Origin of the sequence: Alkalihalobacillus phoenicis (assembly GCF_047302405.1) — a bacterium.
Lineage (GTDB): Bacteria > Bacillota > Bacilli > Bacillales > Bacillaceae_D > Alkalihalobacillus.
The window spans coordinates 3562559-3579168 of the sequence record NZ_CP154853.1; the positions used below are offsets into that span (position 1 = coordinate 3562559).

Here is a 16610-nt window from a genome sequence, read left to right on the forward strand (position 1 = left end):
CACCCCTTCTGAGCTCACCCATGTTGAGGAGCTTCATTTTGAGAAAGTTGTTTTTGTTTCATTGCTTCAAAAATCCGGTGTGAAATCCATGAAATGAGATAAGCAACACTCGCTGCTGCGAAAAATAAAATAAGTCCAGGAATAAACATAAAAATAGATTGAAGAATAAATAGACTAACAGCGATTAAAATCAAGTGATAAGGATGGCCACAGGCAATTAATAATGCGGCCCGTACTCGGTGTAATCCTTTTAAATGAAAGCTAACATACGTAGGAAAGAAAAGAGCAAGCATACAGCCAAAGAGGACGGTGATTATGAGTAAAATACCACGAACGATGAGCATCACGACCCCTGCTCCAGCAAATAAAGTAAAGTTCCAATAGAGTAAAAAGCCGATAGCAAAAAAGGCTATTCCTGCTCCATTCGCTCTCCAAAATTCTTCCCTATACGTCTGCCAAAACGTTTTAAATACCGGTTGGTCCCAATCTTTTTTGGCCCAATCACGAGTAATCGTAAATAAAGCGACCGTTGCCGGAGCAACTCCTAATACAACGAACCCAAGTAACGTAAAGGCAATCCACAATAAATTGACGTAAGCCATTTTAGAGATCACGACCGATATCCGATAAAAACTCCCCCAAATGCCACTTAACTCCATGGTAACTCCTCCTCATGCCATTTTTTCACTAATGCCAACGCTTCTGTTTGCCGCTCATTGTATACCGGCACTGCTACCATATGCTTGATTTCTAATTCAACAACCCCATCAAACATTTCATTTAAAGACAGGCCGGCTACATACTCCTCATCCCTTAGAACAAATCGTGTGCCATCCACCTCATCTAAGGAAATAAGGCCTTCTGGGTCCATCGGTTCTGTTATACTTTCTTCTACAAAAAGAATATCAGCGTCATGTCCAGCGAGCTCAACGATCAGTCTTTCCAAAATCGTTGGATAAACGGTAAACTGAACATTCTCATCTTCTATTAACTCACTTAGCACATCCTGATTTTCATAAAGTTCATCGGAGAAGGCCATGACATGAAGGCGTTCGTCTTTCGTGTTATTACATGCCCCTAAACTCATAAGCAATATGCTTATACTGATGAAAAAAAAGAATCGCTTCATACCTTCCCCGCCCTTACTTATATTTGTCGTGCCTTTTCAATTTCTGTACAAGCAAGAGCAAACGCTCCCACTCCATGTAAATCATTCACACTTGTCGGTCTTGTCACATAATCCTCATAAAATCCAATAGAGGTGCCAATACAAATATCTTTTAATAACAATTCGCCCTTTTCATCCGTTTCAATAGAATGCTCAATAATTCCTGCCAATCCTTTTTCGGCCTTTTTATAAGCTATTTCGTCTAACAATCCAAGACGATACCCTTTTGCTAAGGCATAAACGAATAAACTCGTGCAAGAACTTTCTAACCAGTTGTCTGGTTGATCTCCTTTATCAACAACTTGGTACCAAAGACCAGATTTTTCATCTTGATACGTCAATAAATTGGTCATTAACTCTTGAAATGCACGAACAAGTTCAGGCTGTTTATAATGCTCCTCACCGAGCCAATCTATAACATCGGCAAGCGTCATCGTATACCAACCAAGAGCTCTCCCCCATACTTCTGTTGTTTTACCTGTTTCTTTATCACAAACGCTCACTTGCTTACTCGCATCCCAAGCATGCATATAAAGTCCAGTCACTTCGTCTTTTGTATATTGACGAATGAGTGCCTCTTGTCTAAGGAATAGCTCGGTTAATTCTGGTTCATTAAATAATCGACCATATTCAAGAGCGAATGGTCCTGCCATATATAAACCATCTAACCACATTTGATTCGGATATTTGTCCTTATGCCAGAAGCCACCATATTGATTACGGTTAATTGTATTTAATAAATGTCTAAGCTTACGGGCTGCTTCTTTGTAACGAAACTCACCTGTTTTTTCATATAAAGGCAACAATAATAGCCCAGCTTGAATCGCATCAAGCTCATCACGCGCAAATAAAAAATTCCCGTTTTCATCGATTAGGTCATCCACATATTCTTTAACATAATCGAAATAACGCTCGTCTTTTTCCATCTCCCAAATACGATGCACACCACATAAGAAGACCCCTTGATGATAATGCCAACGATTCGCTGGTGGCATCTCAATCGGTTTGTATTGATTCATAATGCTTTCAGAAGCCCTTTTTCCCCATTCTAATGGTGTTTGATTTTGAATTTTTTCAGCATTTGTCATTGTTTCTCCTCCTTATATTCAAACCAATCAAAGTCGGCGACAGTTTCACTTTCTTGCCCATTACTCGTAGCAAACATTCCGATATATGTCCCAACAAAACCGCCGGCACGATCAGTACTTAATAAACGACCATCTTGATTTTCTGCTAAAAGCTTCCACCCTGCCTCTGACCCTCGAAATGAAAAATGAAGCTCTTGCAAATCGGCTGTCACTTTTAATTCAATGGAACTAGCATCGAACACCTCTTGTGCAACCACATCCACTTTTCCATTTTCCATTTTGACGAGTTGGATCATTCGCTTTTCTTTTTGAATCAGCTCAAATCGATAATGGTTTTCTTGTGTATGGAATAACGTTAAACCAGCCGCTTCTCCCTCTTGAACGGTATCTAATTCTAATAATGTCGTCACAGTGAAACTTTTATGCTGTTGCCTTCTTCCAATAAAGCTCGGGCTAACTTGCTCATTCAATGTTTCAGGTCGCAACTTGAGACGTAAATAACCATCACGTTCTTTTAATGAGTAAAAGTCTCTTCTCGGTGTACGAATCATATTCCATTCCAACCCTAATTCCGTTGAATCAAAGTGATCATATTTTTGGAAATCGACGGCTTCCTCTCTTGGTAACGAAGGACCTGGCATGATTTCTTCAATCCGTCCAGTATCCGGACACATGACTGGCCACCCATCCTCCCAAATCATCGGGGCTAAAAAGGTCTCACGTCCCATATTCCTAAACATACCGCCGCCATAAGGTCTAGAAGCTAAACAAAATAACCACCATTCTCCGTCTTGTGTTTCGACAATATCAGCATGACCGACATTCGTTATCGGATAATCCTTACTTAAGTGGCGATGCGTTAAAATCGGATTTCGTTTATTCGCTTCATACGGTCCCGTAAGCGATTTACTTCTTGCAACCGTTACGGCATGAGTAAAACCCGTGCCTCCTTCCGCAATAAGTAAATAATAATAACCATCTTTTTTATATAAGTGTGGCGCTTCTTGAGCATGGGCATTTTTTAACGCTCCATCCCATATTCCAACAGGTTCTCCGATTAGTTCACCTTTTTTCAAATCGAGCTCCTGCAACCAAATTTCCATATGTTTGGCATGCGTTTGTCCTGCTTTTGGGACGCGGTTACCTGTGTAATAAACTCGCCCATCTTCATCAAAAAATAAGGAGGGATCAATGCCTGGTGCCCCTTTTAACCAAACTGGTTCTGACCACGGCCCACTCGGATCCTCTGCCGTGACATAAAAATTACGGCGTTCCCCTAATTGACTCACCACGAAGGTTGTAATCATATAAAAGAGCCCATTATGATAACGAATAGTCGGAGCATAAATCCCTTTTGAATTAGGGGTTTCATCTAAATTTAATTGAGAAGGTCGATCCAGTACATGACCAATTTGTGTCCAATTCACTAAATCCTTCGAATGAAAAATAGGAACTCCTGGGTAATATTCAAATGTAGAAGTGACTAAATAATAGTCCTCATTCACTCGACAGACGGATGGGTCCGGGTAAAAACCTGGAATGACAGGATTTTGAAATGTCTTCATTTATCATTTCTCCTTCTTCATTTGTTCCAGCAACCATGGGATCGACTTTTCTCCATTCACTTCATGTTTTCCATCAAAAGAATCCAACGTTACATGGTGCTGTGATTTGGCTAATTGTTGGATCGATTGTGTTGGAAATAGAAGATCCTCATGACCACTTTCAATCAATATCGGTCTCGGTTCCACTAGTTCAATCAAATCAGTTGTTTCACCTATTAAGAGTACATTTGGAATATAGTTATCCAAGCAATGTCTTCTTGTTAAAATACTATCTCTTAACAAACTTCCGTACCCAGATAAAACGGTGGCTCTCACTCGCTCGTCTAAGCACGAGAGTAAAAGAGCAATCAGTCCGCCTCCCGAAAAGCCGAAACAGCCAAACTGTGAGACATGATACTTTTTCTCATACCAATCTAATAATCTTTTACATTCAAATACTCTCAATCCAGCTAATGTCTTTCCATATAATAAGAGATGAGAGGCTAGCGTATAGCAACTATTCTCCCCTTCTTCACTTTCTTGTTTCCGCCTTCCAAAACCAATAAGCTCGGGGAGAAGGACCGTCGCCCCTTGATCCACTAAGGTCTCGGCAAAACCATTATGAATGCTATTTGGATCGAGTGCTTCCTCCGCCCCTTTTCCATGTCCATGTAAGGCGATAATTACCGGTGAATCGTCCTTTTTTTGCTTCGGTTCTAATAACCGGAAAGAAAGCTGCAGCCCATTCGTCGTTGGGAGTACATAAGCCATTTCGACATATCGATTTGTCACTTGTTTCCAAAGTAATTTAGCATCCGCTTCTTTTGGTGGCTCAAACGTACCAATAGTTTTTTGGAGGTAAGCCTTCCGTTCCTTTTTCCCCACAACGGTCCTCGACTCTTTTTGATAAAGCACTTGCAAAAAACGATCAACCTCATGCATAAATGCTTACCCTTTCATCGAACCAATTAAGGCACCTTTAGCAAAATACTTTTGTAAAAATGGATAGACAAGTAAAACCGGTAACGTGGCTACAACGATTACGGCCATTTTTACACTAATTTCCGGTGGCGGAACGCTCGTATATTCAGAACCGTCATAATTTAATCCCGTTGCTAGCACAACAATTTGCCTTAATAACACTTGAACTGGCCACTTACTCGGATCATTTAAATACAAAATCGCGTGCATGTACGTGTTCCAATACGTTACGGCATAAAACAAGGAAATCGTCGCAATCGCAGGTAATGAACATGGAATAACAATCCGGAACAAGATTCCAAAATCACTACAGCCATCAATTTTTGCTGATTCCTCAAGACCACTCGGTAAGTTCATAAAGAAGCTTCGTAAAATGATCATATTAAAAGCATTAATCGTCACTGGAATAATAAGTGCTAGCAATGAGTCAATCAGCCCTGTTTCTTTAACAACTAAAAAAGTTGGAATCATCCCACCATTAAACAACATCGTAAAAACGATAAAGAACATAATAAAACGTCGACCAACTAAATCTCTACGTGACAATCCATATGCGGTAAGAACGGAAAATAGCATGCTCCAAAGCGTTCCGCCGAGTGTCACAGCAATCGATACACCTAATGCACGCATTAACGTATCCGTTGAAAAGATATAACGATAAGCATCTAAACTAAATTGTGTCGGAAAGAGTAAAAAGCTTCGCTGAGCAATCTCTGCACCTGTTGCAAAGGAGCTCCCAATCACATGAATAAAGGGTAAAATACAAAGCAAGGCAATGACGCCAAGTATGAACATATTTGTGGCATTGAATAATCGACTGGATATCGTTTTGTCCCCAACCATTTAAAATGCCTCCTTTCTAATAAACGCCTTCTTCGCCGTATTTTTTTGCTAACCAGTTGGCCCCGACTACGAGGATAAGTCCAACAAACCCCTTAAAGAAACCAACCGCCGTACTATAACTGAATTGACCTTGTCTTAAACCAGCTGTATACACATATGTGTCAAATATCTCAGCTACTTCACGGTTTGAGGCATTTAGGAGCAAATAGACATGCTCAAAACCTAGTTCAAGTACATCTCCAATTTTCAGAATTAACAGAACAATGATGACACTTCGAATGGCCGGGATCGTAATATGCCACATTTGTCGTAACCGACTGGCCCCATCCATTTTCGCCGCTTCATATAGTTGCGGGTCAACCGAGGCAATCGCAGCAATAAAAATAATCGTGCCCCAACCAGCTTCTCTCCAAATGATTTGTATAATGTACATTGGTCTAAACCAATCTGGATTCAATAAGAAGTTCACCTGGTCAAATTGTAGTGCTCTTAAAATACTGTTAATAATACCACCGTCAAGTGTTAGCATCACATAACTAATCGATACGATAACAACCCATGACATAAAATGCGGGATATAAATCAACGTTTGAATACTTCTCATATACCAACGACTTCTTAACTCATTTAACATAAGAGCTAAAATAATCGGGACTGGGAAAGCAATCAGGACTTGTAAAACAAATAACATCAATGTATTTCGGAAAATCATCCAGAAATCCGGATCGGCAAACAAGCGACGAAAATGCTCGAAACCAACCCATTCACTGCCTGAAATTCCTAAGTAAGGTTTATAATCTTGGAAAGAAATGACCAACCCATACATTGGTATGTACTTGTAAATAAAGAAATAGAGAATCCCTGGAGCAATCATTAGATAAATCCATTTATTCTTAACAATTTTTCTCCACAATTCATTTCTTTTTTCTGGCTTTGTCTGCATTGGTTTCTTATTTTCCACTACTATCGGGTTGTCCATAGCACACCTCTTTTCTTACAGATTAATAACTCATAAAATGATTCGTGATGAAAAGTTTGGGACAAAAGGGTTTTTCCGATGAGAAGTCTGAACTTAATGATAGTTGAACCATGGTTATATTAGTTAGCTTTACTCCGCCAGCTCCATACCCACAGCAATAGCGGGTGAACCGGGAGCCTCCTCGCTTCGCTTGAGGGGTCTCCCGTGTTTCACTTCTCCCGCAGGAGTCTCCGGGTATTGCGCTGGCTCCGTTTTGGTAAAAGAAAAACCAACTGAAGCAATAATGGCTCATCCACGAATAACCTAATTGTTTGATATTCTTCCTAGTTAAAGGCGATAATAAAACTTTTTGAGTGACCTCTTCACTTCTCCCGTAGGAGTCTTCGGGTATTGCGCTGGCTCCGTTTTGGTTAAGGAAACGATTGTTTGAATCGATAACTAGTTACCTACTTGGAAGTCTGAGTTACTAAAGAAGCGTCTCTATGATTCACCTATTTCAAGCGGACAGAAGACACGGAGACTCCCGCACGAGGAAGGGTCAGGTGCTTAACCATTAGATTGTATTTCCACAGAATCCTACGTCTATTTCCTTCGCTAAGGTTGTATATGGTTCGTATTCTCAGTTAAAGTTAAACCCTTTCGTTTTGTCCCAGCTTCAATCATTTATTGCTGATAGGATTCGTTATATTCGTTTATAATGTTATCTCCACCTTGTGTTTTCCATGTTTCAATCGCATTCTCAAAACCAGCTTCATCAATTTGACCAAGGATATATTGGTAAGTGGCATCATTAATAATTTGTTGCAGGCGCTCACCGTGAGTTTGCTCTGTTGCCGAATCAAGTGTAATTGTCGGATCGTGAATCAAATATTGCTCATTATCGATTTCTAACTCATCCGCTTTTAATTTCACATCATACATACTCTTTCCAAGATAACGACCACTTGTGTCCGCCTCTCCAATTTCAATCGATTGGTATGGTTTCACTTCACGGTCTGTACGTTGAGTATCCTCACTAGGAACAGCACGGTCACCATCTACTGTATAGTGATCGCCTTCAATCCCCCAGTAAATTAAGTTCGCATTTTCTGGTTCCATTAATTGATTATAAAAAGATAAAATCCCTTTAAGTTCCTCTTCTGTTTGTACTGCTGATTTAGGGAAAATAACTAAATTTCCATATCCAGGAATAGCCCAAATATTATATTCTCCGTTTGGACCTTCTACATAATTATGAACATCAAAGACAATATCAGGATTAATTTGTGAAGCCTCAGCGTATAAAGAAACGACATCACCCATTGAACCTACATAAATACCAGCTGTTCCATTTTTAAAAAGTGCTTGTTGGTCATTTTTACTTGTTACAGGGAAATCTTGGTTCATAAATTTGTTCGAATGCATCTCTCTAAAAAATTCCAATGTCTCCATATACTCATCAAACATAAATTCCGGTAAAAGCTGTCCGTCTTTTTCACCCCAACCATTTGGAGTTCCAAACCAAGAGGATACTGATTTAAAGGCGCCATATACTAAGTCGCTCCGGTCTGTTAAACCGAATGTATCGTCACGACCATTGCCATCTGGATCATCCTCTGTAAACGCTCTGGCCATTTCCATAAATTCTTCTACATTTGTAGGAGCTTCAATTCCAAGATTATCCGCCCAATCTTTACGATAAATGATTCCAGAACGTGATAACGGTCGCCCTTGATAAAGACCATAAATCTTACCATCAACCATCGTATTTTCAACTACTTCTGGTTTTAAGTTTTGTAAATTCGGGAATTCATCTAAGTATGGACCGATTTCCCAAAACTGGTCGTCTCTGATCGCGTCTTTAAACTGATTATATGTTGTTTGGTTTTTCATATAAACGGCTTGAGGAAGTGACCCCGTTGCAAATGCTGTGTTTAATCTTTCTTCATAGTTATTGTCTGGTACCCATTGAATATCCATTACGGTGTTCGTTGCTTCTTCTAATAAGTTTTGCACAGCTTTATCTGGAACTTCAGCTGTGTGCAAGTTTGCCATGATTGAAAATTTAAATGGTTCATCACTTGCCGTTTCTCCACCCGCCTCAGAGGAAGCGCTTTCATTATTACCATTACCGTTTCCTCCACAAGCAGCAATAACAGTTAAGATGATTAGTAAACCAATTCCTAGACACCACTTTTTCCAATTCTTCATCAATAAACCCCCATCTTTATTAAGTTACGTTGCGTCCTCTCCGAAATCTCTACTTGTAAAAGCTTATCTATCTATGTTTCAATTCTATCCTTCTGAATCGTTTTCTTGAATAATCATCTTATCAGAAAACCTTGATTTATCAGGCTATTCAGCCATATCTGATAGAATGATTACTCGTGTTATATCCAGCATTTATGTCGAACATTCAAACATTACAAAGTCAAATACATTCATCCTCCTATTCTTTTATCTGAACAATCAAAAAAACAGCCCAAAAATGAGCTGTTAATCTGCTTGCTTTTCCTGTCTATATTGACCAGGCGTTTTTCCTGTCAACTTTTTAAAGGAGCGAATAAAGTTTTGTGAATTATTGTATCCAAGTTCCTCTGCGATCGCTTTTACCGAACGCCCAGAGTTCACTAACCAATCTTTCGCTTTTGCTAACCTATACTGAGTTAAATATTCACTAAAGGTCATTTTTGTTCCTTCTTTAAATACACTGCTTAAATAATTTGCATTGTAATGTAAGTCAGCGGCACATTGCTCTAACGTAATCGCTTGGTCATAATACTGATGAATATAATCAATCATCTTTTCTGAGAGATTTTTAAATTGAGATTCACTGACTTCATTAAAAGCCGCGATTAAAGGATTAAGTAATTGAACCTCAAACCAATGTTTCATCTGTTCTTGACTACGAATCATTAAAGCTTCTTGATAAAGCACATTTTCTTGTAAAAGAATCTCCGAGCGCTTCATGCCACTTTCTTGATATAGCCGCAACAACTTATTGAGAAGATGCATATAGGAAACTTGCACTTCACCAATACTATGCCCTTCTTTCATCACTTCTTGTTGCCAAGAGCTAAACAAATGATCAACACGTTCTTTATCGGCCAACCGTATCGAAAGCAGTAACTCTTCCTCAATCTGAGTCGGATGTTGATAAATGGTCGCCTTTTCCTTAGCTTCAATGCTTTTATAATTTATAATCACATTTTCCGAAAACTTAAGTCGATGTGTTAATGCTTCTTTCCCTTCCATAAAGGCGATACTTGCCCGCGGTAAATCTTTAAACGGTGCACTTATCCCGATGCTGACTTCCGCTTCTATAAATCGCTGTGTATACGATTTAATTTGTTCACTCCAATAATAAACTGATTTTTCCCCTTCTCCATCCTCGTGCTCAGTGAACCCAATTAACAGAACAAGTAAATCATCGACCCAAACGGCTGGCAAACGATATGGTTCAGGAACTGTATCCTCAACAATGTTGCGGATCGCAAATGTTCTTAGTTCTTTTTCTTGTTGGTCTTCTTCCTCACCTGGTTTTTCATAATGAATCGCTAACACACTTAAATAATTCCAAGACGACATTCGTTCTTCTAATTCGTAAAGCCTTAATCGTTCTTTCATTTCATCTTCTGAAAAATGCCCCTGAAATAAGCGAATAATAAATAACATTAATGATTGCTGAGAATGAATGCTTAACTCTTGTTCAAGCGATGATTTGGACGAAAATAGTTCTTGAAGATGATCTTCAATCACTTGGAACTCTGTTCGATCTTTCTCATCAGTAGCTCGATTCCCTTTTTGATTAATCGATGAAACCAGCTTTTGAACAGGTGAGTAAAGCTTATTCGCAAAAGCCCAGACGACAAGCGCCGTAATCGCCACCATCGTTAATACAACATAAAAAGTAAACCAACCAATGCTTCTAGATTCACTCAATAGCTCTTTCATTGATGTGACTGAAACATATTTCCACCCTGAAAATCCTGAGGTTGAGTACGTAAGGGCATAAGACTCATGATCATTATCGACAATATAACGACCTGCTTCTTCCCCTTCTTCCCATTCAGGTTCAGAAAAGCCTATCTCTGCCAACGTTTTTCCAACAGCATCATCATTTGAATGAACGATGATTCGATTGTTTTCATCTAAGATCATTAGTTCATCACTGACACCCTCACTCCCCAATAAATCACGAATGCTACACATTGGGATATTGGCAAAAGCTAGTCCAAATTTATCACTCATCCGTGCTGGGAGCTTTTTAATTAAACTAATGCTATAAGGGCAATTACGCCGAATGATCTTTTCTTCAAAAGAATCTGTTTCAAGTAGTTGCCATGTTGTATCATATGGCAAATCAAAATAAGTTAAATAACGTTCATAGTCGGGGTGCTCATTAAAGCGTTTGATTCCTTGATTGGTCGCTATCCAATTTTGATCATTATTAAGAACGATCGTCTCTTCTACTTTTGTATCAAAGGACTGCAGTTTAATAAGTTGGCTACGCAAGTCTCGATAAACGATAAAATCATCCGCTAAAAGCGGACGACGTATCGCAGTTTCCATTGTAGGCGATTCAATCGTATTATTTAAAGAATGATGAACGGTGGTTAAGACTTGTTCAATATTCGATTGAACCTGTCGAATTAGTTCCATCTTTTCATTCTCTACTCTTTGTTCCGCTTGACTTGTTGATTGTATATACGCAAATACGCCTACGATAATAACTGGTATCGTTCCTACGATTCCTCCATAGATTAATAACTTAATCCATAAACTACGATGCATTGTCTTTCACCCCTCTCCCTCATGACTTATTTTAAATGTCAGAGGTGAATCAACTACCTTTGTCAACATTAAGTGCCCGCTCTGAACTTGAAAAATTCAACTTTGAAAATAATTAAAATAAATCGCTATTTTCAAAGAGTAAAAGGTTTCCCCTTATTTATGTAACCGCTTTTAAAAATAGAATATCCAATAGTCTAGTCGACCATATGCACATAAGCTGTTAATAGAAATTCGACAATAATCTATCATTTCCTTTAGGTAATTAATGAAAGAACGAAATAATAAATAGAAGAAAATGAAAGTCATTTTCTTTATCTAAAGGAGACTATCACTTATTTGAATAGTTTGATTAAATTTTGCTCTTTTGTCAATGACGTCTTACTTTTTTTACAACGGAAAGAGCCTGACAGAACTTGTCAGACCCCTTCCCCTTCTTCCATCCCTTTACAAAGGTTTGATAGAAAACCTAAATCCTGATAGGCATTTAATGTACTCCATGGTTTATTTAAATGATTAGACACACCGTAATAAGTTCCAAAATAGGTCTTCGTTTCAATGGCTGCTCTTACAAGTGAAACTAAATCATAATCAGAAAGGAGCGTTCGATTCAACCGGTCGGTATCAGGACTCCCTTTCTTTTTAGCAGGTACGGAAGCAATTCGTAAGTTAATTACCGAGAGTTTTCCCTCTTCTGCAAATAAATGACCTAGCTGTTCTGAAGCAAACTTTAAAACCCCATAGAGACATTTCGTTTTCGGAAAATCATCCACTGTAATTTCACGAGATAAAAGCGAATACCCATCTTCTTCATAACCATCCGTGACGTGATTACTACTAGCAAAGACAACACGGCGAACGCCTTTCTCTCGTGCGACCATCAAAACATAATAACTCGCTTGAAAAAACACATTAGTTAAGTGATTAAACTCGTCAATACTTTCAACCCCACTAGAAGCCTCAATCCGTAACAGATTGACAATTGTATCGGCGTCACCTGGTATCGCTTTAAACAGCTCGTTATAGTTCGTCGCATCAACCGGAATAAACTCCACATTTGTATTGGGCTTTTGTTTATCCATCACGATCACTTTATATTCATTTTGTAACTTTTTAGCTAGTACCGCACCAATGGTTCCAGCTCCACCTAAAAGGATGATTTTTTTCAAGTGCAATCACCCCACATATTAAGCGGAGTCGGTTTAACCCTGAAACGAGTACACACTGATTTAAAACTGAAAGTAATTTTTAGCGTTATGATAACTAATATTTTGCACAATTTGACCAAGCCATTCCTCATCATAAGGAACTTCACCATCCTCAACCCATTTGCCAATCATATTGCACAAAATTCGTCTAAAATATTCATGACGAGTATAGGAAAGAAAGCTCCGTGAATCGGTTAACATGCCGACAAAAGCACTGAGTAACCCAATATTCGCTAAATCGCGCATTTGTTTTTCCATGCCCTCCTTTTGATCGTTAAACCACCAACCAGAACCAAATTGAATTTTACCGACAGTACCACTAGATTGGAAATTACCGATCGCTGTTGCAATGACTTCATTATAAATCGGATTTAAAGTGTAGATGATCGTCTTTGGCAGCTGATTTTTTTGATCAAGCTCATTCAAAAATTGATTTAAATCACGTGCCATGGAGAAATCACCCATAGAATCATACCCTGTGTCCGCACCAAGCTTGTCAAACATTCGACTGTTATTATTTCGTAACGCTCCTAAATGAAACTGCAAAGTCCAACCTAACTTATGGTAAATTCCCCCTAAAAATAGCAGGACAAATGTTTGGAATTGTCTCTCCTCATTGACCGTAATCGTTTCCTGATTCAATGCTTTTTCAAAAATGGTACTTGCCTCTGATTCAGTGCAAGGTGTATAAGGTAATGTTTCAATTCCATGATCCGATAAACGGCATCCTCTTTCATGAAAATAGGAAGCTCTATCTTCAAGTACCTGGAGCAAGTCACTTAACTTTTGAATCGGTTTCTCTGAAGCGTGTTCCAACTTTTCTAAGTAGTTTAAATACGTTGGCGATGTGATAAACAGTGCCTTATCAGGACGAAATGCTGGAATCACTTTTGTCGCAAAAACTTCCTGCTCTTGAATCGCTTCATGGGCTTCCAATGTGTCGATCGGATCGTCTGTTGTACAAATCAACTCAACATTTGATTGTTTAATAATTCCTTGAGTACTGAACGTATTTGATTTTAAAATTTCATTTGTTTGCTCCCAAATCCGTTCAGCTGTTTTGGGCGATAAAAGTTCATCAACATTAAAGTATCGTTTTAGCTCAAGATGTGTCCAATGATAAAGAGGGTTTCCAATCGTATATGGCACCACTTCCGCCCATTTTAAAAACTTCTCCTTATCACTTTTATCTCCAGTAATGTAGGCTTCATCTACACCCATTGTCCGCATTGCTCGCCATTTATAATGATCGCCATGTAACCAAAGCTCAGATATATTTTCATAGCGACGATTTTCAGCAATCTCAAAAGGCGAAACATGGCAATGGTAATCAATTATCGGCAAATCTTTCGAGAATTGATGATATAACTTTTCCGCCGCTTTTGATTGCAACATAAAATGATCATGAATAAACGACTGATTTGTCGTAATCATTTATTTCAGCTCCTCTACTGGTACGAAGTCCATATCTTTAAACGTATAATTTTCACCAGCCATGGCCCAAATAAACGTATAATTGCTCGTACCGACCCCAGAATGAATCGACCAAGGTGGCGAAATGATGGCTTGCTCATTTTGAATAAGCAAGTGACGAGTTTCATTCGGCTGACCCATAAAATGAAATACACGTGAAGCTGGCTCCATATCAAAGTATAAATACGCTTCCATCCGACGATCATGAACATGTGCAGGCATCGTATTCCACATATTATTCGGCTCAAGTAATGTCATCCCAACCATTAGTTGACAACTTTGAATGCCATCCTCATGTACATATTTATAAATCGTCCGATTATTCGATTCCGCATCACTACCTAAACGAGTTGGCTCAGCCTCAGCAATTGGTAATAAGCGAGTCGGATAATTTTTGTGAGCAGTTGCTGATACTAAGTAAAAACGAGCCGGCTCCTCCGGTGTATTTGAATGGAGGGTTACATGTTCGTTATCTTTCCCTACATATAAACAATCGCGTTTATCTAGATTATAAGACTCCCCATTTACTTTAACCGTACCCTTGCCTCCACCAATGTGAATAATAGCAATTTCACGACGCTCTAAAAAATGCTCCGTACGAAGGGCATCCCCAGCATCAAGAGTAAGCTCCTCTTTTGTTGGAATAGCTCCCCCAATAACAAGACGATCATAATGCGAGTAAGTAAATGAAATTTCACCTTCTTTAAAAAGCGAGTCAACTAAAAAGCTCTCTCTTAACTCCTCTGTCGTATAACGTTTCACATCTCTTGGACTTACCTCATAACGAATATCCATTTTATGTTTCCTCCTCATATTTTTTATTGATACAGTTCAATATTACATATATAAACGGCGGTGGGCGGCTTTCCTTTTTACACATCATCGCCGTCCAGCTCAAACCTTTACTTTAAAACTTTTGAATTCCCACGGCTTTCCTGGACTTTGCCGACAAATTCAGAAGCTAGTTGTCGCAAGCCTTGCCAGTCCTTTGCTGCGATTAAATCCGCATTTAACAAGGAGCCACCTGCACCGACTGCAACAGCACCAGCTTTAATAAATGAATCGATTGTATCTAAATTAACTCCACCAGTCGGCATCATTTTGACATGTGAAAGTGGACCACTGACTGATTTAATAAAAGATGGACCTACACACTCAGCTGGAAAGACCTTTACCACATCGGCTCCCCACTTCATCGCATGGTGAGCTTCTGTTGGCGTAAACACACCCGGTATGGCAATCACACCATGACTTTTCGCCACCTCGATTGTTTCCTTATCTAAAATCGGTGCAAATATAAACTTTGCTCCTGCTTCAATCGCTGCCTCTGCCTGTTCTGCATTAAGCACCGTTCCTGCTCCAACAATCGCCGTATCTCCAAATTTTTCACTGAGTTGTTTAATAATGAACAACGCATCTTCAGAATCAAGCGTTACTTCGAGCCCTTTGACCCCACCATCAACAAGAGCCGTTGCAATCGCCTCAACATCGGCTACAGGTAACTTTCGCATGACCGCACACACACCAGAATCTAGCAAATTTTCTAAAACCGTCACCTTAATACGCCCCCATTCACCTTATTATCTTGATTAAGTAAGGCATCTACTTCCTTACGCTCAGGCATTCCTTCAAAATCACCTTTCGTTTGCACAACTAAGGCCCCAACAGCAGCACCAAATCGAACCGCTTCCTTTAACGGTTTATTTTCTAAAAGACTAACCAGAACACCCGCTGCAAAACCATCACCTGCCCCAACTGGATCGGCAACATTTTCGACGTGAAAACCTGATAGTTTTCCACTCTCTTCCTTCGTCGCATACAGCATCTCATGATCATTATTTTTCAAAACAACGGAACCCGCACCAAGTGTCATAAACTCTTGAACAAGCTCCTGTTCTTCTTTTTCCCCTAATAGCCAGCTCGCTTCATCTAGTCCAGGCAAAACAAGATCAGCTAATTTTGCAATAGTCAGTATTCTTTCGCGAGACGTATCACAGCCGACTCGTTTAATAAGAGCAAAACGTAAATTTGGGTCAAACGAAACAAATACTCCTTTTTCTTTTGCAAACAATACAGCTTCCAACGCTGCCTCATAGCATGAATCACTCAATAGCAAGGTAATCCCTGTCACATGTAAAACCTTGGCTTGTTCGATCACTGAAAAATCAAGATCGCTCGCCGTTAATTCACTTGCGGCTGAACCATGCCTAAAATAATAAACATTTGTTTGGTCCGCTCGTTTTCGTTCCTTTATATAAATAGCTGTCGGTGCCGTTGTTGTCTTTTTTACATAAGCAGTGTTAACGCCTTCAGCTTGTAATTCCCTAACAACAAATTCACCTAATTCATCATCACTAACTTTACTCATCCAAGTTGCATCGTGTCCTAACTTGGTTGCTGCAATGGCCACATTCGATTCTGCTCCACCCATTCGTTTTATAAATCGAGATGTATAACGAAAACCACCTTCTGATTCTGCCTCAAATAAAATCATCGTTTCGCCAAAAGTAACCAGTCCGTTTTTCATAAGAACACCTACTTCCCCAAATTTAAATC

At 39.3% G+C, this 16610-nt stretch carries 14 protein-coding genes; all 14 read right to left on the minus strand.

Translation table 11 applies throughout. The features are described from left to right. Window positions 1-14: 14 nt before the first annotated feature. A complete protein-coding gene (locus AA0017_RS16665; protein ID WP_413376263.1) occupies window positions 15-659 on the minus strand; it encodes a YesL family protein in 645 nt (214 codons plus the stop codon). Further along, on the minus strand, window positions 650-1129 hold the full coding sequence (locus AA0017_RS16670; RefSeq protein WP_413376265.1) for a hypothetical protein: 480 nt from the start codon (window positions 1127-1129) through the stop codon (window positions 650-652). The genes AA0017_RS16665 and AA0017_RS16670 overlap by 10 nt, the downstream gene beginning before the upstream one ends. Window positions 1130-1146: 17 nt before the next feature. Continuing rightward, window positions 1147-2256, minus strand: coding sequence for a glycoside hydrolase family 88/105 protein (locus AA0017_RS16675; RefSeq protein WP_413376266.1), 1110 nt, complete (start codon window positions 2254-2256; stop codon window positions 1147-1149). After that, window positions 2253-3821, minus strand: coding sequence for a glycoside hydrolase family 43 protein (locus AA0017_RS16680; RefSeq protein WP_413376268.1), 1569 nt, complete (start codon window positions 3819-3821; stop codon window positions 2253-2255). The genes AA0017_RS16675 and AA0017_RS16680 overlap by 4 nt, the downstream gene beginning before the upstream one ends. A 3-nt stretch (window positions 3822-3824) precedes the next feature. After that, window positions 3825-4742, minus strand: coding sequence for an alpha/beta fold hydrolase (locus tag AA0017_RS16685; RefSeq protein ID WP_413376270.1), 918 nt, complete (start codon window positions 4740-4742; stop codon window positions 3825-3827). 6 nt (window positions 4743-4748) lie between these two features. After that, entirely contained in the window at window positions 4749-5624 is an 876-nt protein-coding gene (locus tag AA0017_RS16690) for a carbohydrate ABC transporter permease (RefSeq protein ID WP_003324375.1), read from the minus strand. Between the two features lie 16 nt (window positions 5625-5640). Further along, window positions 5641-6603 (minus strand): ABC transporter permease, encoded by a 963-nt coding sequence (locus AA0017_RS16695; protein WP_413376272.1) that lies wholly within the window; start codon window positions 6601-6603, stop codon window positions 5641-5643. Window positions 6604-7266: 663 nt separating this feature from the next. Then, window positions 7267-8793 carry an extracellular solute-binding protein gene (locus tag AA0017_RS16700; protein ID WP_413376274.1) on the minus strand — a complete coding sequence of 509 codons (1527 nt, stop codon included), beginning with the start codon at window positions 8791-8793 and terminating at the stop codon, window positions 7267-7269. Between the two features lie 285 nt (window positions 8794-9078). Next, complete coding sequence (locus AA0017_RS16705) at window positions 9079-11376, minus strand: helix-turn-helix domain-containing protein (protein WP_413376276.1); 2298 nt, start codon at window positions 11374-11376, stop codon at window positions 9079-9081. 416 nt (window positions 11377-11792) lie between these two features. Next, a complete protein-coding gene (locus AA0017_RS16710) occupies window positions 11793-12542 on the minus strand; it encodes an NAD-dependent epimerase/dehydratase family protein (RefSeq protein WP_413376278.1) in 750 nt (249 codons plus the stop codon). A 60-nt stretch (window positions 12543-12602) separates the two neighbouring features. Beyond that, complete coding sequence (uxaC, locus tag AA0017_RS16715; RefSeq protein ID WP_413376280.1) at window positions 12603-14015, minus strand: glucuronate isomerase; 1413 nt, start codon at window positions 14013-14015, stop codon at window positions 12603-12605. Then, entirely contained in the window at window positions 14016-14849 is an 834-nt protein-coding gene (kduI, locus tag AA0017_RS16720) for a 5-dehydro-4-deoxy-D-glucuronate isomerase (RefSeq protein WP_413376282.1), read from the minus strand. It lies immediately after the preceding gene. Between the two features lie 107 nt (window positions 14850-14956). Next, window positions 14957-15610: a bifunctional 4-hydroxy-2-oxoglutarate aldolase/2-dehydro-3-deoxy-phosphogluconate aldolase gene (locus tag AA0017_RS16725; RefSeq protein ID WP_413376284.1), complete on the minus strand. Its 654-nt coding sequence runs from the start codon at window positions 15608-15610 to the stop codon at window positions 14957-14959. After that, window positions 15607-16581: a sugar kinase gene (locus tag AA0017_RS16730; RefSeq protein ID WP_413376286.1), complete on the minus strand. Its 975-nt coding sequence runs from the start codon at window positions 16579-16581 to the stop codon at window positions 15607-15609. The genes AA0017_RS16725 and AA0017_RS16730 overlap by 4 nt, the downstream gene beginning before the upstream one ends. Window positions 16582-16610 lie beyond the last annotated feature (29 nt).